The sequence below is a fragment of the Streptomyces cinnabarinus genome, from assembly GCF_027270315.1.
In the GTDB taxonomy this organism is placed as follows: domain Bacteria; phylum Actinomycetota; class Actinomycetes; order Streptomycetales; family Streptomycetaceae; genus Streptomyces; species Streptomyces cinnabarinus.
The window spans coordinates 6,288,916-6,311,781 of the sequence record NZ_CP114413.1; the positions used below are offsets into that span (position 1 = coordinate 6,288,916).

Below are 22,866 nucleotides of genomic sequence, written 5' to 3' on the forward strand. Positions count from 1 at the left end.
CTAACGCTCCTGCTGGTGAGTGGGGCTCGGGAAGCTGCCGGTCTGACCGTTGCCGGCCTGACGACCCTGCGCGATACCCCGACGGAGATTGGTCAGCCGACCGCGTACGTCATCAGGCGCACGCGAGACCTGCGGACCGGCTTGGTGCTGTTGCTGCTGAGCCGTGCCCGGGACGAGGTTCGCCCTGGGTACCCGCTTGGGCAGGCCGGAGGTGGTCACCCCGCCCGCGGCCGGCTGGCGGACCCGCTCCGCCTGCCGGACGAGGTCGTCGTTCGGCGAGCTGCGCCAGGTGCCGGTGGCGGCCGGGCGCTGCGGAGCGGGCGGAGTGTGGGGGGCCTGGGACTGCGGTGCCTGGGCCGGAGCGGGCGCCGAGCCGTTGGGCTGCTGCCCGTGGCCCTGCTGTGCCTGCTGCTGGCCGTGGAACCAGTTGGTCTCCAGGGTGTCGTACAGCGGTGTCCGTCCGTCACCGGGTCCGGCCGGCGGCAGCGCCTCGGGCTCGGGACGGGTCGGGCGGGCCTGCGGACGCGGCGGAGCCGGCGGCCGCGGGGGGCTGTAGTCGGCCGGGCCGCCCGCCTGGGGCCGCTCGAACTGGCCCGTGGTGGACGGGTTCTGCTGCCCCGGCAGCGAGTGCTGCCCGGTCGAGCTGCTGTCGTAGCCCTGCGCCGAGCCGTTGTTGTAGCCCTGCGGAGCCGGGAACTGCCCCGTGGACTGGTTGCCCGCCGGGCCGTAGAGGTCCGGGCGGGCGTACTCGCCCGTCTGCTGACCCTGCGGAACGTTCGGCCGCTGGTACTGGCCGGTGTTCTGCGGGGAGTCGTACGACGGGGCCTGGCGGCCGTCGCCGCGCGGGACCGCGGGCATCTCGGCCGTCGTGGCCGGACCCTGACGGTCGTCGATCCGCGGCATCCGTGAGGTCTGCGCCGGGTCCTGCTCGTCATGGCCGCGCGGGGTGTCCAGCGCGGCGCGCGGCACCGGCGGCTGGGCGTTCTCGTCGCTCCAGCTCGGCGTGCGCGGCTGACCGGCACCGGTACCCGGCAGTTCGGCCCGGGGGCCACGGCGGGTGCCCGGCAGCTGCGGCCGACGGCTGCGCCGGCCACCGCCCTGCTCGGCCTTGCTGTTCGCGGACTGCTGCGGGGCGGGCGGCGTGGGACGGCCGCCACCGAAGGCGTCCTGGCCCTGGGCCGAGGATGCCGTGGGACGCCCACCGAAGGCGTCCGCGGCACCGGAGCCCGCGGCCTGGAGGCCCTGCGGCGCGCCGGGCGCCTGCCCGAAGCCCGAGGGGGACTGCGAAGCCTGCCGGCCCTGCGGGGACCCGGCCGGAGCCTGCGGTCCACGCGGGGCGCCGGGACGGCCGCCGGAATCACGGCCGGGCAGCGCGGCGCGCGGTCCCTGACCGGCACCGAGCAGACCGCCCGAGGCACCACCGGCACCGAGAGCACCCGCGCTCGGCGAACCGGCACCCATGGCACCGCCCTGCCGACGCGCGGCGGCGGCACCGGCGGCGGCCTGCGCGGCGGCGGGACCGCCGGAGGACGGACCGCCCTGGCCGGGCTTGCCCGGAGCGGGCTTCCTGCCGCCCTGGGCGACGTCGACGGGGAGCATGACCAGCGCGGTGGTACCGCCCGAGTCGGACGGGCGCAGCTGGATGCGGATGCCGTGCCGCTGGGACAGACGACCGACCACGAACAGACCCATGCGGCGGGACACCGAGACGTCCACGGTGGGCGGCGAGGCGAGCCGCTCGTTGATCGCCGCGAGGTCCTCGGGGGAGAGGCCGATACCGGTGTCGTGGATCTCGATCAGGACGCGGCCGTCGGGCAGCGCGTGACCGGTGACCTTGACCTTGGTCTGCGGGGAGGAGAACGAGGTCGCGTTCTCCAGCAGCTCGGCGAGCAGGTGCACGAGGTCGTTGACCACTCGGCCGGCCACTTCGGTGGTCGGCACCGAGGCCAGCTCGATGCGCTCGTACTGCTCCACTTCGGACGCGGCGGCGCGGAGCACGTCGACCAGCGGGACCGGACGGGTCCAGCGGCGGCCGGGCTCTTCACCGGCGAGAACGAGGAGGTTCTCACCGTTACGGCGCATGCGGGTGGCGAGGTGGTCGAGCTTGAACAGCGAGGACAGCTGGTCCGGGTCGGCCTCGCGGGACTCCAGTTCGGAGATCAGCGACAGCTGACGCTGGATAAGACCCTGGGAGCGGCGCGAGAGGTTGGTGAACATCGCGTTGACGTTGCCCCGGAGAAGGGCCTGCTCGGCGGCGAGGCGGACGGCCTCGCGGTGCACGTCGTCGAAGGCCGCGGCCACTCGGCCGATCTCGTCCCGGGAGTGCACACCGACCGACTCCACGGACGTGTCGACGTCCTGCGGGTCGGACTCGGACAGCTGCTTGACCAGCTCGGGCAGTCGGTCGGCGGCGACCTTGGTGGCGGTCTCCTCCAGGCGGCGCAGCGAGCGGATCATGGAGCGGGCCACGACGAAGGCGCCGACCAGGGACACACCGAGCACGAGCAGGATCAGCGCACCGGAGATGATCGCGTCGCGCTCGGACTCGTTGCGCAGCTCGCGGGCCTTCTGCTCCATCTGCTCCAGGAGCGTGCGCTCGATGTTGCCCATCTGCTCGATCTTGATCGAGCTGTCGTCCACCCAGTCCTTGTACGATCGCCGGTCCACCGTGGCCAGACCACTGGTGATGGCGCGGTCGCCATAGGTGTCGGACGCCTGGATCGTGGAGTTGCCCTCCTCGACCGGCTTGAGCAGCTCGGCGGCGCCCTCACCGCCGTAGATCGCCTTGAAGCTGGCGAGTTCGGAGGTCTGGCTGGCCAGCGCCGACTGGGCATAGAGCCGGTCATTGTCCGAGAGGTCGCCGGTGGCCTTGGTGTTCACCGGCAGGGCCGCGGCGAGCACCGCGCGCTGGATCGAGGCGTACTCCTTGGCGGAGGAGAAGGCCGCGAGCGCGCGGGTGCGCTGGATCATGTCGGGGTTGCTGGTCGCCTCGGCCATGTCCTGGGAGAGGTCCAGCAGGTGCTCGATCAGCCGGTGGTAGGCCTCGACCGTCTGCGTGGAGTTGCCCTCGGCCTGGTAGGCGTCACGGCGGATGCCGCTGAGCGTGCGCAGGTCACGGACGACACCGACGAGGGTGTCGTGGACGCCCTGGAGGTTGCCGTCGGAGGTGTCGACCTCCTCGGCGGACTCGATGAAGTTCTCGCGCAGCCGGTCGGTCTTGTCGGTGTAGCCCTTGACCGTGTAGCCGGTCGACTTCTCGCCGTGCGCCAGCGGACCCGCGGACTGGTCGCGCTCCTCCTGGAGCGCCGCCGCCAGCTCGGTGGCCTGCTTGGTCATGTCCGTCAGCAGCTTCATGTTGTCGAGCTGCTGCATGTCGTCCATGGAGTCGCTGATACGCAGAGCGCCCAGCGAGGTGGCCGCGACCACGGGGAGAGCGAGCAGCGACACCAGGCGCGTGGAGATACGCCAGTTGCGCAGGGCTATTCGCGGACCCGGGTTGGTCGGACCCTTGGGCGGCTTGACCGCCGGGCTCGTGGGGCTCGCCGGACCCGAGGCGGCCGTGGCGCCGTCAGCGGACGCGGCCGAGCCCGGGTTCTGGGCGTGCTGGGGCGAGGGACTGCCGGCATTGGGGCCAGTCCCGCCGTGCAGCTCCGGCTCCGCCGAAGCACTGCCATCCCTCTTGAATCGTCCCTGCACTAGCGTCGCAACCTCTGGACCAGGCCCCCTCCGAATGAACGGACAGGACGGTGTCGGCGTATTAGGAGACGTCCTGAATTACGTCCCCTGATGGTCGTGAGTGACCGGCGCTGGCTCCCCCTTCCGCCGCCACTCGGCGCTGTTGCGCCCTGCGCGCCGGTACGAACCTGCGGCGGTCCGTGGAATTCCAGCACAGTGCAGGATCTCCAACAAGGGCCGTGGACCGAGCCGTGACCTACGTGACACCTTGTGAGTGCCGAGTCACCCGACGTAGAAAGTGATCCACCCTATAACGGACTTATTGGAGCGAGTTGCTTAGGGGCGGGGGGTGTCCCAGTCCTCATGATCAGGAGCGGAATGAGGGCTTCAGGTCGCTAATGTCCGTTTCGTTAGGGTGGGTTGTGGGCCTGATTTGACCGGTTTATGTCCGAGCCCGTGAGCAAACTCACACGCAGATCATGGGGTCTTCACGACTTTCCCTGGGAAACGGATGTTTAGCCTGGCGCTTTACAAGAGGGCGCGATCTGCCAACTCTCCGACCGCACACGAACAGGGCTGCGTACAACCGTGAAGACGACGATGATGATCCGCACCATAGCCAACCCGCGGCGCACCACGCTGGCCCACCTTGACGGCGCCGACGACCTGCGCACCCCGGAGCGGCCGGAGTACTCCGTCGACGTCCCGGCCCAGACGGCCAACCCCCGCCGCACGGTCCTGGACGAGATGCCCCTCGCCGCCACCGCCGCGGAGTAATCCCGCGCGGTGCGCCGCCCCTGCCGCGTTAGCCTGGAGCGTCAGACGTTCAGCCGCTCAAAAGGGGCCTCGTGCGCATCGCCAGATTCTCCATCGACGGGAACGTCGCCTTCGGCGCGGTCGAGGGCGACAAGCCTGATGAACTCGTCCTCGACATCATCAAGGGCATCCCGTTCGCGGAATTCGAGCTCTCCGGTACCAAGGTCCCGCTGAGCAAGGTGCGGCTGCTGCCCCCGGTGCTCCCCAACAAGGTCGTGGCCTTCGGCCGCAACTACGCCGAGCACGCGAAGGAACTGGGCAACGAGGTCCCGGACGCGCCCTTCGCCTTCTTCAAGCCGTCGACCTCCGTGATCGGCCCCGGCGACGAGATCCAGTACCCCTCCTTCTCCGAGGAACTGCACCACGAGGCCGAGCTGGCCGTGGTGATCGGCCGGATGTGCCGCGAGGTCCCGCGCGACCGCGTCAAGGACGTGATCCTCGGCTACACCTGCGCCAACGACATCACCGCCCGCGACGTACAGCGGCGCGAGAAGCAGTGGGCCCGGGCCAAGGGCTTCGACACCTCCTGCCCGCTGGGCCCCTGGGTGGAGACCGACCTGGACCCCTCCGACCTGACCATCCAGCTCACGGTCGACGGACAGCAGCGGCAGCTCGGCCGCACCAGCGAGATGATCCACCCGATCGAGGACCTGATCGTCAACATCACCGAGGCCATGACGCTGCTCCCCGGCGACGTGATCCTCACGGGCACCCCCGCCGGGGTCGGCCCCCTGGCTGTCGGCGACGAGGTCTCCGTCAGCATCGAAGGCATCGGCACTCTCACCAACAAGGTTGTCAAGCGTGGCTAGCGCACCCGCCTCCCCCGTCCGCGTCCGTTTCTGCCCGTCGCCGACCGGCAACCCCCATGTGGGCCTGGTCCGCACCGCCCTGTTCAACTGGGCGTTCGCCAAGCACCACGGCGGCACCCTGGTCTTCCGCATCGAGGACACCGACGCGGCCCGCGACTCGGAGGAGTCGTACAACCAGCTGCTGGACTCGATGCGCTGGCTGGGCTTCGACTGGGACGAGGGCCCCGAGATCGGCGGCCCGCACGCGCCCTACCGCCAGTCGCAGCGCATGGACCTGTACAAGGACGTCGCGCAGAAGCTCCTGGACGGCGGCCATGCCTACCGCTGCTACTGCTCCCAGGCAGAGCTGGACACCCGCCGCGAGGCGGCGCGCGCGGCCGGCAAGCCCTCGGGCTACGACGGCCACTGCCGCGACCTCTCCGAGGCGCAGGTCGCCGAGTACCGGGCCCAGGGCCGCGAGCCGATCGTCCGCTTCCGTATGCCCGACGAGACGATCACCTTCACCGACCTGGTCCGCGGCGAGCTGACCTTCACCCCGGAGAACGTCCCGGACTACGGCATCGTCCGCGCGAACGGCGCCCCTCTCTACACGCTCGTCAACCCGGTCGACGACGCCCTGATGGAGATCACCCACGTCCTGCGCGGCGAGGACCTGCTCTCCTCGACGCCCCGTCAGATCGCCCTGTACAAGGCGCTGTTGGAGCTCGGCATCGCCAAGAGCGTCCCCGCCTTCGGTCACTTGCCGTACGTGATGGGCGAGGGCAACAAGAAGCTGTCCAAGCGCGACCCCGAGTCGTCCCTCAACCTCTACCGCGAGCGCGGCTTCCTGCCCGAGGGCCTGCTCAACTACCTCTCCCTGCTTGGCTGGTCGCTCTCGGCCGACCAGGACATCTTCACGATGGACGAGATGGTCGCGGCCTTCGACATCGCCGATGTGCAGCCCAACCCGGCCCGCTTCGACCTGAAGAAGTGCGAGTCGATCAACGGCGACCACATCCGCATGCTCGACGTGAAGGACTTCACCGAGCGCTGCGCCCCCTGGCTGAAGGCCCCGCACGCCCCCTGGGCCCCGGAGGACTTCGACGAGTCGAAGTGGCAGGCGATCGCCCCGCACGCCCAGACCCGGCTGAAGGTCCTCTCGGAGATCACGGACAACGTCGACTTCCTGTTCCTGGCGGAGCCGGTCTTCGACGAGGCGTCCTGGACGAAGGCGATGAAGGAGGGCTCCGACGCCCTGCTCCGCACGGCCCGCGAGAAGCTGGAGTCGGCGGACTGGACCTCCCCGGAGTCCCTCAAGGAGGCCGTCCTGACCGCCGGCGAGGCCCACGGCCTCAAGCTCGGCAAGGCCCAGGCCCCGGTCCGCGTCGCCGTCACCGGCCGCACCGTCGGTCTCCCCCTCTTCGAGTCCCTGGAAGTCCTGGGCAAGGAGACGACGCTGGCGCGCGTCGACGCGGCGCTGGCGAAGCTCACCGCGTGACCTGAACCACAGATGAGGGGCGGCACCCGGAGAACGGGGCCGCCCCTCCGGCGTTGCCGGGACGCGCGCACCGCCCCGGAGTTACGGTCGGACCATGAGCATTCGCGCCGTGGTCTGGGACGTTGACGACACTCTCTTCGACTACACGACCGCGGACCGTGAGGGCATGCGGGCGCATCTGGTGACCGAGGGGCTGATGAGCCGGTACGGCACCGCGGAGCAGGCACTCGACCATTGGCGGGAGATCACCGACCGGCAGTGGGCGCGGTTCTCGGCCGGCGAGGCGAGCTTCGAGGGGCAGCGGCGGGACCGGGTGCGGGTGTTCCTGGACGCGGAGCTGAGCGACGCCGAGGCCGATGACTGGTTCCAGCGGTACTTGGCGCACTACGAGGCCGCCTGGGCGCTCTTCCCGGACGTCCTGCCGGCACTGGAGAGCCTCGCCGCCAGCCATCGGCACGCCGTGCTCTCCAACTCCAGCATCCACGTCCAGGACCGCAAGCTGCGCCTGCTCGGCGTGCGGGACCGCTTCGAGGCCGTCCTGTGCGCCGCCGAACTGGGCGTCTCCAAGCCCGAGGCCGGGGCGTTCCTCGCCGCCTGCGCCGCACTGGAGCTGGCGCCGCACGAGGTGGCGTACGTCGGGGACCATCCGGAGATCGACGGGCGGGGCGCCGCCGACGCCGGGCTGCTGTCCGTCTGGATCGATCGCGGCACCGTGTCGGCCGGCGCCGGCGCACCCGTCGGCCCGCACCGGATCGGCACCCTCGCCGAACTCCCCGCGATCCTCGGCGCGGATACCCGTTTTGGAGCCCCGTCCACCTTCGGGTAATGTTCTTTCTGCGCCGCCGAGGAGCGGGCCGAAAGGCCGGTGAACGGAGGCGCAAGCTAGAACAAGAACCCCTCTGGGGCTTGCGTTCCAGTGGCCTATGGTGTAATTGGCAGCACGACTGATTCTGGTTCAGTTAGTCTTGGTTCGAGTCCAGGTAGGCCAGCTCGCAGAGCTTATCTGCAACGCCCCCGTTGTGTAGCGGCCTAGCACGCTGCCCTCTCAAGGCAGTAGCGCCGGTTCGAATCCGGTCGGGGGTACGGTGATCTCCTTCGCGATGATCGCTAGGGCCCCCGTTGTGTAGCGGCCTAGCACGCCGCCCTCTCAAGGCGGTAGCGCCGGTTCGAATCCGGTCGGGGGTACTGACTGGTCTAAACCACATTGGTCTATGGTGTAATTGGCAGCACGACTGATTCTGGTTCAGTTAGTCTTGGTTCGAGTCCAGGTAGACCAGCTCGGACCTGCGGAAACGCAGTGTCCAACGCCCCCGTTGTGTAGCGGCCTAGCACGCCGCCCTCTCAAGGCGGTAGCGCCGGTTCGAATCCGGTCGGGGGTACTTCCGGCAAAGGCCCTTCACCTCGCGGTGGAGGGCCTTTCGCGTTGCCTACTCCAGGCCGTACCGCCGCGAGGACTCCTCCTCCTGGGCCAGCCGGTGCAACGCCCTGAGCATCGGCTCGACCAGCACCACGCCCAGCACCGCGACCTCCGCCTTCTCGGACTCCGTCACATGCGACTCCATGAACTCCATGTCCAGCTCGGCCACTTGGTGCATCAGCCGGGCGTAGGGCACAAGGCCTTCGATGCTCCACTCGTAGCCGATCCGCCGTAGCGCGGCCGCCGCCACCACGAGGGAGCGGAAGGACGGCGAGATCGTGGTCAGGGACTGCGCGTGGGACCAGCCCAGCCGGGCGAGCAGTTCCTCCATCGCGGCCCGCGCGCCCCGCACGAACTCGTCGTCGGCGTCCGGTTCCGGCACCTGTGGCAGTGCCCACACCGAGGCGCCCAGGCGCATCGCGCGGGGCAGGGAGTCGTCGTCGACATGGCCGAGCACCTCCCTGACCGTCGCCACCGGCACCCGGCCGACCTGGATCATCGCGCGCACCAGCCGCAGCCGGCGCAGATGCTCCTCGTCGTACTCGGCGGTGGTCGCGTTGATCTGGCGGCCCGGCGTCAACAGCCCCTCGCGCAGGTAGTACTTGATCGTCGCGGTGGACACACCACTGCGCTCGCTGAGTTCGGCCAGCCGCATCCCTTGACGCCTTTCCTTGGGCAGTGCCACTATCCAAGCACCGACCAAAAGGATAGTTCAGCTATCCAATAACGGGGAGAGGTCGTCATGGTGGCGAAGCCGGTGCTGGAGCGCACGACCGCGGATGCCAAGGGCGATGTGGTCGTCCTGCTCATCGGGATGCGCATCAACCGCTTCTGGGCGGTGCATCACTGGCTGCCGGTGGCCGTGGCCATGCCGCGGATGCTGCGGGAGCTGAGCAAGGACCGCGGCCAGGGCCTGCTCAGCCACGTCCTGCTCACCGCGTCGCCGCGGACGTACTACGTGGTGCAGTACTGGGAGTCCAAGGAGAAGCTCTACGCCTACGCGCACTCGCCGCGGATGCTGCACCACAAGGCGTGGTCGATCATCAACCGCAAGGAACGCGCGGGCAAGGCGCGCGGGCACGTGGGGCTCTGGCACGAGGCCTATGTGGTGCCCGAGGGCTCGTACGAGTCCATCTACGCGGACATGCCGGCCTTCGGACTCGCGGCGGCGCACGGGCAGGTGCCGCTGGAGCGGCGCGGGCGCACCGCGAAGGACCGGTACGCGCACCGCACGGCCGGGGCGGAGAAGGAGACTGCCTGACCCAAGGGGGGAGTCGAGGAGGGCCTGCCGCGGCGTTGAGGCAGGCCCTCCTCGGCGTGATCCGGAGGTCAGCCGGTGCGGCGCAGGGCCTCGGAGAGCCGGGCGGCGGCGTCGATGACCGCCTGCGCGTGCATCCGGCCCGGGTGGCGGGTCAGGCGCTCGATGGGCCCGGAGACCGACACAGCGGCCACGACGCGGTTGGAGGGGCCGCGCACGGGCGCGGAGACCGAGGCCACGCCCGGCTCGCGCTCACCGATCGACTGGGCCCAGCCGCGGCGCCGTACGCCCGACAGGGCCGTCGCCGTGAAGCGGGCGCCCTGGAGGCCGCGGTGCAGGCGCTCGGGCTCCTCCCAGGCCATGAGGATCTGGGCGGAGGAGCCCGCCTTCATCGTGAGCGTCGAGCCGACCGGGACCGTGTCCCTGAGGCCGGACAGGCGCTCCGCCGCGGCGACGCAGATGCGCATGTCGCCCTGGCGGCGGTAGAGCTGGGCGCTCTCGCCCGTGATGTCACGGAGGTGGGTGAGCACCGGGCCCGCCGTGGCGAGGAGACGGTCCTCGCCGGCCGCCGCGGCCAGCTCCGCAAGCCGAGGACCGAGAATGAAACGGCCCTGCATGTCGCGCGCCACCATACGGTGGTGTTCCAAAGCCACGGCCAGCCGGTGGGCCGTGGGTCGTGCGAGTCCGGTGGCCGCCACAAGCCCCGCGAGGGTGGCAGGCCCGGACTCCAGGGCGCTCAGGACAAGGGCTGCCTTGTCCAGAACGCCGACGCCGCTACTGTTGTCCATGAAACGATACTCACGTCTCACTCTGTGAAACGCAAGTTCCTTTTTTCGTGAGACGCGCAACCCTTGGAGACACAGCGGCCCGCAGACCAACGGGCCTGGCGGCGGCTGCCCGGTGAATCCAGGGGTGCGGGCGCCGCTTCCGGAAGATCTCTAGTTGGGCCGGGCACACCTTTGCCGGCCGGAGGGAAAGCGATGGGTAGGACACTCGCGGAGAAGGTCTGGGACGACCACGTCGTCCGGCGCGCCGAGGGCGAGCCCGACCTCCTCTTCATCGATCTGCACCTGCTGCACGAGGTGACCAGCCCGCAGGCCTTCGACGGCCTGCGCAAGAGCGGTCGCCAGGTCCGCCGGCTCGACCTGACCATCGCCACCGAGGATCACAACACCCCGACCCTCGACATCGACAAGCCCATCGCCGACCCGGTCTCCCGGGTCCAGCTGGAGACGCTGCGCAAGAACGCCGCCGAGTTCGGTGTGCGGCTGCACCCGCTGGGCGACGTCGAGCAGGGTGTCGTGCACGTCGTCGGCCCGCAGCTGGGCCTGACCCAGCCCGGTATGACCGTGGTCTGCGGCGACTCCCACACCTCCACGCACGGCGCCTTCGGCGGCCTCGCCTTCGGCATCGGCACCTCCCAGGTCGAGCATGTGCTGGCCACCCAGACGCTGCCGCTGGTCCGCCCGAAGACCATGGCCATCACCGTCGACGGCGAACTGCCCGACGGCGTCACTGCCAAGGACCTCATCCTGGCGATCATCGCCAAGATCGGCACCGGCGGCGGCCAGGGCTACGTCCTGGAGTACCGCGGCTCCGCCATCGAGAAGCTCTCGATGGAGGCCCGGATGACCATCTGTAACATGTCGATCGAGGCCGGTGCCCGCGCGGGCATGATCGCCCCCGACCAGACCACGTTCGACTACCTGGAGGGCCGTCCGCACGCCCCCAAGGGCGAGGACTGGGACGCGGCCGTCGCGTACTGGAAGACCCTGAAGACGGACGAGGACGCCGAGTTCGACGCCGAGGTCGTCATCGAGGCCGCCGAACTGTCGCCGTTCGTCACCTGGGGCACCAACCCCGGTCAGGGCGCGCCGCTTTCGGCGTCCGTCCCCGATCCTGCTTCGTACGAAGACGCTTCGGAGCGCCTGGCCGCCGAAAAGGCCCTGGAATACATGGGGTTGGAGGCCGGTCAGCCGCTCGGCTCCATCAAGGTGGACACCGTCTTCGTAGGCTCCTGCACCAACGGCCGCATCGAGGACCTGCGCGCCGCCGCCGAACTCGTCAAGGGCCGCAAAGTCGCCGACGGCGTACGGATGCTGGTCGTCCCCGGCTCCGCGCGGGTGGGTCTGCAGGCCGTCTCCGAGGGCCTGGACGTGGTCTTCAAGGAGGCCGGCGCCGAGTGGCGGCACGCGGGCTGCTCGATGTGCCTCGGCATGAACCCCGACCAGCTGGCCCCCGGAGAGCGCTCCGCGTCCACCTCCAACCGCAACTTCGAGGGCAGGCAGGGCAAGGGCGGCCGTACGCATCTGGTGTCGCCGCAGGTCGCGGCCGCCACCGCCGTGCTGGGCCACCTGGCCTCCCCGGCCGACCTGTCCGACGCCGAGCCCCGTACGCCCGCTGGAGTCTGAGAAGTCATGGAAGCATTCACCACGCACACCGGCCGGGGCGTCCCGCTGCGCCGTTCCAACGTCGACACCGACCAGATCATCCCTGCTCACTGGCTCAAGAAGGTGACCCGGGACGGTTTCGAGGACGGGCTGTTCGAGGCCTGGCGCAAGGACGGGTCGTTCATCCTCAACCAGCCCGAGCGGCAGGGTGCCACGGTGCTGGTCGCGGGTCCCGACTTCGGTACCGGGTCCTCCCGTGAGCACGCCGTCTGGGCGCTGCAGAACTACGGCTTCAAGGCCGTCATCTCCTCCCGGTTCGCCGACATCTTCCGCGGCAACTCGCTCAAGAACGGCCTGCTCACGGTGGTTCTGGAGCAGAAGATCGTGGACGCGCTGTGGGATCTCACCGAGGAGAACCCCGAGGCCGAGATCACCGTCGACCTGGAGAACCGCGAGGTGCGCGCCGAGGGCGTCACCGCCTCCTTCGAGCTGGACGAGAACTCCCGCTGGCGGCTGCTGAACGGCCTGGACGACATCTCCATCACCCTCCAGAACGAGGCCGACATCGCCACGTACGAGGCCAAGCGGCCGTCGTACAAGCCGCAGACGCTCCAGGCGTGACGCCGGACGGTCTCCGGAGCAACTGAACAGGTCGAGATTCGGCCACCGAAACACCCCCGCCGTACCCCCGATCAGCCCGATCGGGGGTACAGCTGCGTCTGCACCCGAACGGCTCCGCGCGCGCCGGTCGCCGCGCACAACTTCCCACGTTAGGAGGGGTGTTGTCGGGGTAGGCGAGCCTTGAGGCCAAGACCGTCGCGCGTGCTCGGAAGGCCGTTTGAGGCGGCAGTTGCACCCTGAGCAGGCGACAACTCGCCCCAGATGGCACAATCTGTGCATGGAACACGACGGCCAACTCCAGCTCTACGCGGCGGTCGCGGACCAACTCAAGGAAGCGCACACAAGAGTGCGCGCACTGCAAGTCCCGGAGGGCGTACGGATGGCGCTGACCCGGAAGCTGCTGGTCATTACGGCCGCGGCCAAGCACGATCTCGCCGATGCGGCAAGGCGTCTGGAGGCGTTCACGGCAGACCTCGACGCGGGTCGACTCCCCGACGACGAGGAACGCTGAGAGCTCCGTAGAGCGCCGAATCCGTTGCGGCACAAGGGTGATAAGCCCGTTTCGTGTTTGATTTGCGGTATATATCTGCCTAACGTGCGAAAAAGCTTGAACACTTTCGTTCTGGCGATGTCTCCGAAGGGGAAGACGTGAACAAGGCGCAGCTCGTAGAAGCGATTGCCGACAAGATGGGCGGCCGTCAGCAGGCCGCCGATGCTGTCGACCACGTACTGGACGCGATCGTCCGCGCGGTCGTCTCGGGTGAGCGGGTCTCCGTCACCGGCTTCGGATCGTTCGAGAAGGTCGACCGCCCCGCCCGGTACGCCCGTAACCCCCAGACGGGCGAGCGGGTTCGGGTCAAGAAGACCTCCGTTCCGCGCTTCCGTGCGGGTCAGGGCTTCAAGGACCTGGTGAGCGGCTCGAAGAAGCTCCCGCGCGGCGGCGAGGTCTCCGTGAAGAAGGCGCCCAAGGGCAGCCTGACCGGCGGCGCTTCCGCGACGGTCAAGAAGGCCGCGGCGAAGAAGGCCACCGCGAAGAAGGCCACGACCGCCAAGAAGACGGCGGCCAAGAAGACCACGGCGGCCGCGAAGAAGACCACGGCGAAGAAGACGACCGCGAAGAAGACCACGGCGGCCGCGAAGCAGACCACCGCGAAGAAGGCCACGACCGCCAAGAAGGCGACGGCCAAGAAGGCGCCCGCGAAGAAGGCGACCGCCAAGAAGGCCCCGGCCAAGAAGTCGACGGCCCGCAAGACCACCGCCAAGAAGACCACCGCCCGCAAGAGGTAGGGGCGCACGGGTACTCACGCGCCGGGCCGGACTCCCTGGGGAGTCCGGCCCGCGGCGCGTTCTGGGGGCTTGTCCGGCTTACAGGGTCTGCAGCGTGACGAGGGTGATGCGGAGCTGCTCCTTCGGGCCCTCGGTCTCGATGCGCACGCGTTGTCCGGGGCGCAGGAGGCGCAGCCCGCCGGCGTCGAAGGCCGCGGTGTCGAAGGGGACGGGGGTGCCGTCGTCCAGGAGGACCTGTCCGCTCCTGGTGTGCGGGTCGTACGTGTATGCGGTGGCCTGCATGGGGGTCAGCGTACGCCGCACAGGTCGTGGGGGGATCTGTTGTCGGTCGACTGCCGCGCCCCTGGGGAGCTACAGGCCCGCGATCAGGAGTTGTGCCGTCACTTCTGCCGTCCGGGGGCCTACGCCCAGTGCCAGCGCCGCCCGTAGGTCGTTGCCGGTGTCCACGTCCTGGCGTACCGAATCGACATCGGTGTGGGGGAGTTCCGCGGCCCCTGAGGCACGGTGGCGGGTGCGGGAATCCGGGCCGAACTCGGGGTGCAATTCCCGGCCCGGTGCGGCGGTCAGCAGTGTCGTGCCGATTGCTGCTGCATCGGGCAGAAAAGCGCGGGGGAATTGCGCGGCCGAGTCCAGTACCCGGGCCAATTCCAGCGGGCGCAGTGCGGGAAGGTCCGCGTTCAAAGCCGCCACGGCGCTTTCGGGGCGGGACCGGCGTACGATCGCCGCACCGTGCGCCAGCGCCGCGTTCAGGCCGTCTCCCGGCTCGTCGGGGACGATCCGGGCGCCCAGTGCGGCCAGCTCCCTGGCGGCCAGGTCGTCGTCCGTGACGACTGCCACATCCCGGACCGCCGCGCTGGCCAGCGCCGCCGCCACGGTGTCCTGGGCGAAGGCGAGGGCGAGAGCCGGGCGCAGCCCGTCGGCCGCCGTGTCCGAGAGCCTGCTCTTGGCCCGCGCCAGAGGCTTCAGGGGTATGACCAAGGTCCACTGCACGCGCGTTCGTACCTCTCTTGTCGCGGCCATTGTCACCCGGCTTTCACATCGGCCATCTGGCGGTCCGGTCAGTGGGGCGTACGGTGTTCTCGACAGACGGTCGGCCCGGGGCGACACTTGTGCGGCCCCCCAGGCCCTAGAGGAAGGTGTCCGCGTGCCCCGCCGCAGAATCGGCTTCTGGTATCGCTTGGCAGCGGTGATCGCCAAACCACCGCTGGTGGTACTGATCAAGCGGGACTGGCGCGGAATGGAGCACATTCCGGCCCACGGCGGATTTATCACCGTGGTGAACCACAATTCGCACGTCGATCCCTTCGCCTACGCGCACTTTCAGTACAACACCGGCCGCGTTCCGCGATTCCTCGCCAAGAGCGGACTTTTCAAGAAGGGATTCATCGGTTCCTTCATGCGCGGCACCGGTCAGATCCCCGTCTATCGCGAGACCACGGACGCGCTCAGCGCCTTCCGGGCCGCGATCGACGCCGTGGACCGCGGTGAATGCGTCGCCTTCTACCCCGAGGGCACCATCACCCGCGATCCCGACCAGTGGCCCATGACCGGCAAGACCGGCGCCGCGCGCGTGGCCCTGCAGACCAAGTGCCCGGTGATCCCGGTCGCGCAGTGGGGCGCCAACGAACTGCTGCCGCCGTACGCGAAGAAGCTCAACGTCCTTCCCCGCAAGACCTCGCGCGTGCTCGCGGGCCCGGCCGTGGACCTGTCGCGCTTCTACGACAAGGAGATGACCCCGGACCTCCTGAAGGAGGCCACCGAGGTCATCATGGCCGCCATCACCCGCCTGCTGGAGGAGCTCCGCGGTGAGCAGGCGCCCGTCGTGCCCTACGACCCGCGCCAGGAGCGGATCGAGCAGCGACGCAGGAGCCGGGCGGAGAGCGGGCACGAGACGGAGACCGGGCACGAGGCGCAGGCCGGGCACGAGGAGAAGAGCAAGTGAGCAAGCCCGTCAAGGCGGCCGTCTTCGGCACCGGATCGTGGGGCACCGCCTTCGGCATGGTGCTCGCCGACGCGGGGTGCGAGGTCACCCTGTGGGGGCGCCGCCCGGAACTCGCCGAAGCGGTCAACTCCACGCGTACGAACCCCGACTACCTCCCCGGAGTGGAACTCCCGGAGAACCTGCGGGCCACCACCGACGCCGCCGAGGCGGCCCGCGGCGCCGACTTCACCGTCCTCGCGGTCCCCTCGCAGACACTGCGCGGCAACCTCGCCGAGTGGACCCCGCTGCTCGCGCCGGACACGGTCCTCGTCTCCCTGATGAAGGGCGTCGAACTGGGCTCCGCGATGCGGATGAGCGAGGTCGTCGAGGACGTCGCCAAGGTGGGCGTGAACCGGGTCGCCGTGGTCACCGGACCCAACCTCGCCCGGGAGATCGCCGCGCGGATGCCGGCCGCGGCCGTGGTCGCCTGCACCGACGAGGCTGTCGCCCAGCGGCTCCAGGGTGCCTGCCACACGCCGTACTTCAGGCCGTACACCGAGACGGACGTGGTCGGTTGTGAGCTGGGCGGTGCGGTGAAGAACGTCATCGGGCTCGCCGTCGGCATCGCGGACGGCATGGGGCTCGGCGACAATGCCAAGGGCTCGCTCATCACCCGCGGCCTCGCGGAGACCGCACGGCTCGGCGTGGCGCTCGGCGCCGACCCGCTGACCTTCTCCGGACTCGCCGGACTGGGCGACCTGGTGGCCACCTGCTCCTCGCCGCTGTCCCGCAACCACACCTTCGGCACCAACCTCGGCAAGGGCATGACCCTCCAGGAGACCATCGCGGTCACCAAGCAGACCGCCGAGGGCGTCAAGTCCTGTGAGTCGGTGCTGGATCTGGCCCGCAGGCACGGCGTCGACATGCCGATCACCGAGACGGTCGTCGCCATCGTGCACGAGGGCAAGCCCCCTGTGGTCGCCGTCAAGGAGCTGATGTCGCGCAGCGCGAAGCCCGAACGACGCTGAGCGACGCAGGCTCCTGGGCGCTGTATCAGGCCCGTACCAACGGGTACTCTCAACGCGATATGAGCACCGAGAACAGCCCCCAGAGCCCTCAGCAGCCGCCTCGCAAGCCGCGCGTGGCCGTCGTGTTCGGCGGCCGCAGCTCCGAGCACGGGATCTCCGTGGTCACCGCCGGCGCCGTCCTCAAGGCCATCGACCGGACCAAGTACGACGTCCTGCCGATCGGCATCACCCAGGACGGCCGCTGGGCGCTCACCGCCGACGAACCGGAGCGCATGGCGATCAGCGACCGCCGTACGCCGAGCGTCGCGGAGCTCGCCGAGTCCAGCGAGGGCGCCGTGGTGCTCCCCGTCGACCCGGGCAACCGTGAAGTCGTCTACAGCGAGCCGGGATCGGTGCCCAAGGCGCTCGGCGAGGTCGACGTCGTCTTCCCCGTCCTGCACGGCCCGTACGGCGAGGACGGCACCCTGCAGGGCCTCCTGGAGCTGTCCGGCGTCCCGTACGTGGGCGCGGGTGTGCTCGCCTCGGCCGTGGGCCAGGACAAGGAGTACATGAAGCGGGTGTTCACCTCCTTCGGGCTCAAGGTCGGCCCGTACGTGGTGATCCGGCCGCGCGAGTGGCAGCAGGACGAGCCGGCCGCCCGCAAGAGGATCGTGGACTTCGCCGGTGAGCACGGCTGGCCGCTGTTCGTGAAGCCCGCGCGCGCGGGCTCGTCGATCGGCATCACCAAGGTGGACGACCTGTCCGGCCTGGACGAGGCCATCGCCGAGGCCCAGCGCCACGACCCCAAGATCCTCGTCGAGGCGGCCCTGCGCGGCCGTGAGATCGAGTGCGGGGTGCTGGAGTTCGAGGACGGCCCGCGCGCTTCGGTGCCCGCGGAGATCCCGCCGCCCGAGGCGCACGCGTACTACGACTTCGAGGCGAAGTACATCGACTCGACCCCGGGGATCGTCCCGGCCCCGCTGACCGCCGAGGAGACCGCGGAGGTCCAGAAGCTCGCCGTGGACGCCTTCGACGCGGCCTCCTGCGAGGGCCTGGTGCGGGCGGACTTCTTCCTCACCGAGGACGGCGAGTTCGTGATCAACGAGATCAACACGATGCCCGGCTTCACGCCGATCTCGATGTACCCGCAGATGTGGCAGGCGACCGGCATCGGCTACGTGGAGCTGGTGGACCGCCTGGTGCAGGCCGCGCTGCGCAGGTCGACCGGACTGCGGTGACTCTCCGCGCGGCCTAGTCGGCGATCCCTACGGGGATCGCCTTCTTCACGGCGGATGCCAGATCGATCAGCACAGCCGAGCTGTCGACCCCCTCCGGCACCGTCACCTCCACATACGCGGACCGATTCGCGCAGGTGAAGCGGTATGCCCCGCCCTCCTGCTGCTCCATCAGCCAGTCGACGCCGTTGACGCCGCCGGCCACCGCGTCCGCGTCGCCCCCCTCGGCCACCTTCGGATCGACCATCTTCGGCGGCCGGATCACACCGCAGCGCAGTATGATCTCCGGGCTTCCCCAGCCCGCGGTCAGCGTCGAGGCGGGCTCGGGATCACGGCGGCTCTCACCGGCCACCTTCGCGGGCAGCGCTTTGTCCAGGTTCTGACACAGCCCTGCGACCTTCGTGCCCGGGGAGGGAACCGTCGCCGACCCGCCGTCGTCTGCTGAGGAGCAGCCCGCGACGGTGATCGACAGGACCAACGCGGGCAGACCGATGAGCCGGTGACGCAAAGAGTTCACCGGCCAAGGGTAGACGGGGGCTACAGATGGACGACGGGGCAGGTCAAAGTACGGGTGATGCCGTCCACTTGCTGGACCTTGGCGACCACCATGCGGCCGAGGTCGTCCACGGTGTCGGCCTGCGCGCGCACGATCACGTCATACGGTCCTGTCACATCCTCGGCCTGGATGACTCCAGGGATCTTGCTGATCGTCTCGGCGACGGTCGACGCTTTGCCGACCTCCGTCTGGATCAGGATGTACGCCTGTACCACGGAACCTCCAGGGCGGCCACGAGGATCATGTGGGGAAAAGGAACGCCACGGTATCGCGTCGTCGCTCGTCACGGGGAGACCCGCGGGGGCCGGGGGTCCCGCGCCGGGGTGCAGGCACGACAGTGGTTGACGGTCACCTCGACCGTATCGAGGACAGTAGAGAGACGCGACCGGGAACGGACAGGGACAGAAGGGGCGTAAGGGCAATGAAGGGCACTGTTGGTGAGCTCGGGGAGTTCGGGCTCATCAGGGAGCTCACCTCCCGTCTCACCACCACCCCGGCGGTCCGGGTCGGCCCCGGCGACGACGCCGCGGTGGTCGCCGCGCCCGACCGCAGGGTCGTGGCGAGCACCGACATCCTGGTGGAGGGCCGGCACTTCCGCCGCGACTGGTCCACCGCCTACGACGTGGGCCGCAAGGCCGCCGCGCAGAACCTCGCGGACATCGCGGCCATGGGCGCCGTACCGACCGCGCTGCTGCTCGGTCTGGTCGTCCCCGCCGAGCTTCCGGTGACCTGGCCGACCGAGCTGATGGACGGCCTGCGCGACGAATGCCAGGTGGCCGGCGCCTCCGTGGTCGGCGGGGATGTCGTACGCGGCGACTCGATCATGGTGTCGATCACCGCGCTCGGCGATCTGCGCAACCAGGAGCCCGTCACCCGGGCCGGCGCGCAGCCCGGCGACCTAGTCGCGGTGACCGGCTGGCTGGGCTGGTCCGCCGCCGGGTACGCCGTGCTGTCCCGGGGCTTCCGCTCGCCGCGGGCCTTCGTGGAGGCGCACCGGCGCCCGGAGCCGCCGTATCACGCGGGGCCCGCCGCGGCCGGGCTCGGGGCGACCGCCATGTGCGACGTCAGCGACGGGCTGATCGCCGACCTCGGGCACATCGCCGAGGCCAGCAAGGTGCGGATCGACATCCGCTCCGGCGCGATCGACATCCCGTCCCAGATGAACGACATCGGGCAGGCCGTCGGCGTCGACCCCATGCAGTGGGTGCTGACCGGGGGAGAGGACCACGCGATCGTGGCGACCTTCCCGCCGGACGTGAAGCTGCCCGCCCGCTGGAAGGTCATCGGCGAGGTCCTCAACCCCTCGGCGCTGCCCCAGGTGACGGTCGACGGGGCGCCCTGGACCAGCAAGGGCGGCTGGGACCACTTCGGGGACATCGAGTCGTGAGCGCGCCGCCGAGGGTGCTGACGGTCGCGGGTTCCGACTCCGCCGGCGGGGCCGGGATCCAGGCCGACCTGAAGACGATGCTGGCCCTCGGCGTGCACGGCATGAGCGTGATCACCGCCGTCACCGCGCAGAACTCGCTGGGTGTGCAGGGTGCCTGGCCGCTGCCCGTGGAAGCGGTGATCGCGCAGTACCGCAGTGTGGTCGACGACATCGGCGTCCAGGCCGTGAAGACCGGCATGCTGGCCTCCGCCGAACTGGTGGAGGCGGTGGCCGAGTTGCTCGGCGGCACGGACGCGCCCGCCGTCGTTGATCCGGTCGGCGGCTCCAAGCACGGCGACTCGCTGCTGGCCGCCTCCGCGCTGGACTCCGTACGCACCAAGCTGCTGCCGGTGGCCACGGTCGCGACGCCGAACCTCGACGAGGTGGCCCAACTCACGGGTCTGCGCGTCGACTCCGAGGACGATCTGCGCCGGGCCGCGGCGGCCGTGCTGGCCTACGGGCCGCGCTGGGTCGTGATCAAGGGCGGCCATCTCGCGGGCGACGCCGTGGATCTGCTCACCGACGGCTCCGAAGAGCACTGGCTGCGGGCGCCGCGGCACGACAACCGGCACACCCACGGCACGGGCTGCACGCTCGCCTCGGCCATCGCCTCGGAGCTGGCGAAGGGGCGGGCGGTGCCGGAGGCGGTGACGGCGGCCAAGGCGTACGTCACGGGGGCCATCGCCGCCGGGTTCGCGCTCGGCGGCGGGATCGGGCCGGTGGATCACGCCTGGGCGCTGAAGAGGCGCTGAAGCTGAAGCGGCATTGAGGGCATGCAAAAAGCCGGTCCACCGGAAGGTGGACCGGCTCAGTGCAGCGAACCAGCAGTGGCCGCGCGCTCAGCGATGTGTCAGCGCGAGACCTTGCCGGCCTTGATGCACGAGGTGCAAGCGTTCACGCGCTTCGGCGTCCCGCCGACCACGGTACGGACGCGCTGGATGTTCGGGTTCCAGCGGCGGGACGTACGGCGGTGCGAGTGCGAGATGTTGTTGCCGAAGCCCGGCCCCTTGCCGCAGACGTCGCAGTTGGCAGCCACGGGTCACTCCAAAGACTTCAGATGCACTTACGGTTGATCCCGGCAGGCCGGGATCGAGATCGCAGGATCAGAGATCTGAGTGGCGTTGCCAGGGGGAATGGCCCGATCTGGATCGGGCAACCGGAGCAGCATACAACGGCTGCGCCAGTAGAACGAAACTACCATGCCTGCTCAGGGGACCGCTCCCGGCCCTCTTCCGGTGGACCCGGCCCCTGGGTCTACGCTGCGTCCCACGGTCGGCAGCTCGTCGGCAGCTCAAGGAGGCGCAGGTGGCGCAGGTGCCGCAGACATTCTTCGATGCTCTCGCGGTACGCACCTGGTGCGGCCTCGCGCTGGAAGCGCTCGGGCGCGCGCGCGAGGAGATCGACGCGATCAACGTCTACCCCGTGGCCGACGGGGACACCGGCACGAACCTGTATCTGACCGTGGAGTCGGCGGCGGCCGCCGTGGACGCGGTGTTCATCGGCCATGAGGCGGGCTCCCAGGGCGCCGGACCATCTGTGCCCTCCCTCGCCGACGCCGTGCGCGCGATGTCGCACGGCGCGCTGATAGGGGCACGCGGGAACTCCGGGACGATCCTGGCGCAGCTCCTGCGCGGCATGGCCCAGGTGCTGGCCGCCGACAGTGACCCGTCTCACGCCGACGCGAGCGGACTCCGGCTCGCCCTGCGGCAGGCCGCCGACTCCGCGCGCCAGGCCGTCGCCCACCCGGTCGAGGGCACGATCCTCACCGTCGCCTCGGCCGCCGCCGACGCGGCCGACGGGGCGGAGGGCGACTGCGGGTCGGTCGCGCGGGCCGCCTACGAAGGCGCGCGCGCCGCCCTCGCCGCCACTCCGCACCAGCTCGCCGTGCTGGAGCGCGCGGGAGTGGTGGACGCCGGGGGGCGCGGGCTCGTCACGGTTCTCGCGGCGCTGGTGGAGACGTTCACGGGGGAGAAGCCCGTGCTCACCGCCGTCCACGCGCACGTGGCGCTCGACAGCCCCGGTGACTGCGCGTCCCCGGAGGGGGCCGGCCCCGCCTTCGAGGTGATCTACCTCCTGGAGGCCGAGGACGCCGCCGTGGCCCGGCTGCGGGAGCGGCTCGACGGACTCGGGGACTCGCTGGTCGTGGTCGGCGGGGACGGCCTGTGGAACGTCCATGTGCACGTCGACGACGCCGGTGCCGCCGTGGAGGCGGGCGTCGAGGCGGGACGGCCGTACCGGATCCGGATCACGCACTTCGGTGCCGGGGACGTCCACACCACCGGCGCGGAGCGGCCGCCCCGGGAGCGCGCCCAGCGCGCCGTCGTGGCCGTCGTCCCCGGGCAGGGCCTCGCCGGGCTCTACACCGAGGCCGGCGCCACCACCGTTCTCGCCCGCCCCGGGGAGCCCCCCGCCAGCGGGGAGCTGGTGCAGGCCGTACGGCGGGCCCACGCGCGGGAGGTCGTGCTGCTGCCCAACGACGCCGACCTGCGCCACACCGCGGCCGCGGCCGCCGAGCAGGCCCGCGCGGAGGGCATCCGGGTCGCGCTGATCCCCACCCGGTCCGCGGTCCAGGGGATCGCCGCGCTCGCCGTGCACGAGCCCGAGCGGCGCTTCGACGAGGACGTCGTGGCGATGACCTCGGCGGCCGGCGCCACCCGCTACGCCGAGGTCGCCGTCGCCGAACGCCAGTCCTGGACCATGGCCGGGATCTGCCAGGCCGGGGACGTCCTCGGCCTCATCGACGGCGATGTCGCCGTGATCGGCGCGGACGTCTTCGCCGCCGCCGAGACCGTGTTGGACCGCATGCTCGCGGCCGGCGGCGAGCTGGTCACCCTCGTCCTCGGCGACGAGGCGCCCGACGGGATCGCCGAGCACCTCGAAGCGCGCGTGCGGGAGTCCTACCTCGCCGTGGACACCGTGGTGTACCGGGGCGGGCGGCAAGGGGCACTGCTGCTCATCGGGGTCGAGTAGC

At 70.3% G+C, this 22,866-nt stretch carries 23 protein-coding genes and 5 tRNA genes; 20 read left to right on the plus strand and 8 right to left on the minus strand.

All coding sequences use genetic code 11. The features are described 5' to 3' along the window. Window positions 1–3,696, minus strand: a complete 3,696-nt coding sequence (locus STRCI_RS28605) for a sensor histidine kinase (RefSeq protein WP_269661841.1) — start codon at window positions 3,694–3,696, stop codon at window positions 1–3. A gap of 567 nt (window positions 3,697–4,263) precedes the next feature. Between STRCI_RS28605 and STRCI_RS28610 the strand changes: the two genes are divergently transcribed. The 9 genes from STRCI_RS28610 to STRCI_RS28650 all read left to right on the plus strand — a co-directional run bounded on the left by STRCI_RS28610 (window position 4,264) and on the right by STRCI_RS28650 (window position 8,156). Continuing rightward, entirely contained in the window at window positions 4,264–4,452 is a 189-nt protein-coding gene (locus STRCI_RS28610; protein ID WP_269661842.1) for a hypothetical protein, read from the plus strand. 71 nt (window positions 4,453–4,523) lie between these two features. Beyond that, window positions 4,524–5,300: a fumarylacetoacetate hydrolase family protein gene (locus STRCI_RS28615; RefSeq protein ID WP_269661843.1), complete on the plus strand. Its 777-nt coding sequence runs from the start codon at window positions 4,524–4,526 to the stop codon at window positions 5,298–5,300. Then, the gene (gene gltX, locus STRCI_RS28620; protein WP_269661844.1) at window positions 5,293–6,777 is read left to right on the plus strand and encodes a glutamate--tRNA ligase; all 1,485 of its coding nucleotides are present in this window, start codon (window positions 5,293–5,295) and stop codon (window positions 6,775–6,777) included. The genes STRCI_RS28615 and gltX overlap by 8 nt, the downstream gene beginning before the upstream one ends. 94 nt (window positions 6,778–6,871) lie before the next feature. Next, window positions 6,872–7,603, plus strand: a complete 732-nt coding sequence (locus STRCI_RS28625) for an HAD family hydrolase (protein WP_269661845.1) — start codon at window positions 6,872–6,874, stop codon at window positions 7,601–7,603. A 91-nt stretch (window positions 7,604–7,694) separates the two neighbouring features. Further along, window positions 7,695–7,766: transfer RNA gene (locus STRCI_RS28630), tRNA-Gln, on the plus strand. A gap of 21 nt (window positions 7,767–7,787) precedes the next feature. Next, window positions 7,788–7,860 (plus strand) — tRNA-Glu (locus STRCI_RS28635). Window positions 7,861–7,889: 29 nt separating this feature from the next. Then, window positions 7,890–7,962: transfer RNA gene (locus STRCI_RS28640), tRNA-Glu, on the plus strand. 20 nt (window positions 7,963–7,982) lie between these two features. Beyond that, window positions 7,983–8,054 (plus strand) — tRNA-Gln (locus tag STRCI_RS28645). A 29-nt stretch (window positions 8,055–8,083) separates the two neighbouring features. Further along, window positions 8,084–8,156 (plus strand) — tRNA-Glu (locus STRCI_RS28650). Window positions 8,157–8,204: 48 nt separating this feature from the next. Here the strand turns inward: STRCI_RS28650 and STRCI_RS28655 are convergent. After that, window positions 8,205–8,849 (minus strand): MerR family transcriptional regulator, encoded by a 645-nt coding sequence (locus STRCI_RS28655; RefSeq protein WP_269661846.1) that lies wholly within the window; start codon window positions 8,847–8,849, stop codon window positions 8,205–8,207. Between the two features lie 87 nt (window positions 8,850–8,936). Between STRCI_RS28655 and STRCI_RS28660 the strand changes: the two genes are divergently transcribed. Continuing rightward, window positions 8,937–9,455, plus strand: coding sequence for a DUF4188 domain-containing protein (locus STRCI_RS28660; RefSeq protein WP_269661847.1), 519 nt, complete (start codon window positions 8,937–8,939; stop codon window positions 9,453–9,455). 68 nt (window positions 9,456–9,523) lie between these two features. On the opposite strand, the gene ndgR is transcribed toward STRCI_RS28660, so the two are convergent. Then, window positions 9,524–10,240 carry an IclR family transcriptional regulator NdgR gene (gene ndgR, locus STRCI_RS28665; RefSeq protein WP_007384919.1) on the minus strand — a complete coding sequence of 239 codons (717 nt, stop codon included), beginning with the start codon at window positions 10,238–10,240 and terminating at the stop codon, window positions 9,524–9,526. A 192-nt stretch (window positions 10,241–10,432) separates the two neighbouring features. On the opposite strand from ndgR, the gene leuC reads away from it, so the two are divergent. The 4 genes from leuC (at window position 10,433) to STRCI_RS28685 (ending at window position 13,750) form a co-directional block, all read left to right on the plus strand. Next, on the plus strand, window positions 10,433–11,863 hold the full coding sequence (gene leuC, locus STRCI_RS28670; protein ID WP_269661848.1) for a 3-isopropylmalate dehydratase large subunit: 1,431 nt from the start codon (window positions 10,433–10,435) through the stop codon (window positions 11,861–11,863). A gap of 6 nt (window positions 11,864–11,869) precedes the next feature. Then, window positions 11,870–12,463, plus strand: a complete 594-nt coding sequence (leuD, locus tag STRCI_RS28675) for a 3-isopropylmalate dehydratase small subunit (protein ID WP_269661849.1) — start codon at window positions 11,870–11,872, stop codon at window positions 12,461–12,463. 277 nt (window positions 12,464–12,740) lie between these two features. After that, entirely contained in the window at window positions 12,741–12,974 is a 234-nt protein-coding gene (locus tag STRCI_RS28680) for an SCO5555 family protein (protein ID WP_269661850.1), read from the plus strand. A gap of 137 nt (window positions 12,975–13,111) precedes the next feature. Continuing rightward, window positions 13,112–13,750: an HU family DNA-binding protein gene (locus tag STRCI_RS28685; RefSeq protein WP_269661851.1), complete on the plus strand. Its 639-nt coding sequence runs from the start codon at window positions 13,112–13,114 to the stop codon at window positions 13,748–13,750. Between the two features lie 78 nt (window positions 13,751–13,828). Here the strand turns inward: STRCI_RS28685 and STRCI_RS28690 are convergent, their stop codons facing one another. Together STRCI_RS28690 and cofC are read right to left on the minus strand one after the other, a co-directional pair. Beyond that, the gene (locus STRCI_RS28690) at window positions 13,829–14,032 is read right to left on the minus strand and encodes a hypothetical protein (RefSeq protein WP_269661852.1); all 204 of its coding nucleotides are present in this window, start codon (window positions 14,030–14,032) and stop codon (window positions 13,829–13,831) included. A 69-nt stretch (window positions 14,033–14,101) separates the two neighbouring features. Beyond that, window positions 14,102–14,740 carry a 2-phospho-L-lactate guanylyltransferase gene (gene cofC, locus STRCI_RS28695; RefSeq protein ID WP_269661853.1) on the minus strand — a complete coding sequence of 213 codons (639 nt, stop codon included), beginning with the start codon at window positions 14,738–14,740 and terminating at the stop codon, window positions 14,102–14,104. A 154-nt stretch (window positions 14,741–14,894) separates the two neighbouring features. On the opposite strand from cofC, the gene STRCI_RS28700 reads away from it, so the two are divergent. The 3 genes from STRCI_RS28700 to STRCI_RS28710 are packed head-to-tail and all read left to right on the plus strand — an operon-like array spanning window position 14,895 to window position 17,916. Further along, on the plus strand, window positions 14,895–15,692 hold the full coding sequence (locus tag STRCI_RS28700) for a lysophospholipid acyltransferase family protein (RefSeq protein WP_269661854.1): 798 nt from the start codon (window positions 14,895–14,897) through the stop codon (window positions 15,690–15,692). Continuing rightward, window positions 15,689–16,699, plus strand: a complete 1,011-nt coding sequence (locus STRCI_RS28705) for an NAD(P)H-dependent glycerol-3-phosphate dehydrogenase (protein ID WP_269661855.1) — start codon at window positions 15,689–15,691, stop codon at window positions 16,697–16,699. The genes STRCI_RS28700 and STRCI_RS28705 overlap by 4 nt, the downstream gene beginning before the upstream one ends. A 59-nt stretch (window positions 16,700–16,758) precedes the next feature. Beyond that, a complete protein-coding gene (locus STRCI_RS28710) occupies window positions 16,759–17,916 on the plus strand; it encodes a D-alanine--D-alanine ligase family protein (RefSeq protein ID WP_269661856.1) in 1,158 nt (385 codons plus the stop codon). Window positions 17,917–17,929: 13 nt separating this feature from the next. On the opposite strand, the gene STRCI_RS28715 is transcribed toward STRCI_RS28710, so the two are convergent. Further along, the gene (locus STRCI_RS28715) at window positions 17,930–18,430 is read right to left on the minus strand and encodes a DUF3515 domain-containing protein (protein WP_269661857.1); all 501 of its coding nucleotides are present in this window, start codon (window positions 18,428–18,430) and stop codon (window positions 17,930–17,932) included. Between the two features lie 20 nt (window positions 18,431–18,450). Next, window positions 18,451–18,684, minus strand: coding sequence for an Lrp/AsnC family transcriptional regulator (locus STRCI_RS28720; protein ID WP_003997603.1), 234 nt, complete (start codon window positions 18,682–18,684; stop codon window positions 18,451–18,453). Between the two features lie 206 nt (window positions 18,685–18,890). Between STRCI_RS28720 and STRCI_RS28725 the strand changes: the two genes are divergently transcribed. Next, on the plus strand, window positions 18,891–19,856 hold the full coding sequence (locus tag STRCI_RS28725; RefSeq protein ID WP_015657599.1) for a thiamine-phosphate kinase: 966 nt from the start codon (window positions 18,891–18,893) through the stop codon (window positions 19,854–19,856). Next, entirely contained in the window at window positions 19,853–20,647 is a 795-nt protein-coding gene (gene thiD / locus STRCI_RS28730; RefSeq protein ID WP_269661858.1) for a bifunctional hydroxymethylpyrimidine kinase/phosphomethylpyrimidine kinase, read from the plus strand. The genes STRCI_RS28725 and thiD overlap by 4 nt, the downstream gene beginning before the upstream one ends. A gap of 98 nt (window positions 20,648–20,745) precedes the next feature. Here thiD and rpmB read toward each other — a convergent pair whose 3' ends face one another. Then, window positions 20,746–20,931, minus strand: a complete 186-nt coding sequence (rpmB, locus tag STRCI_RS28735) for a 50S ribosomal protein L28 (protein ID WP_003993230.1) — start codon at window positions 20,929–20,931, stop codon at window positions 20,746–20,748. A gap of 269 nt (window positions 20,932–21,200) precedes the next feature. Between rpmB and STRCI_RS28740 the strand changes: the two genes are divergently transcribed. Beyond that, complete coding sequence (locus STRCI_RS28740) at window positions 21,201–22,865, plus strand: DAK2 domain-containing protein (protein ID WP_269661859.1); 1,665 nt, start codon at window positions 21,201–21,203, stop codon at window positions 22,863–22,865. The last annotated feature ends 1 nt before the right edge of the window (window position 22,866 follow it).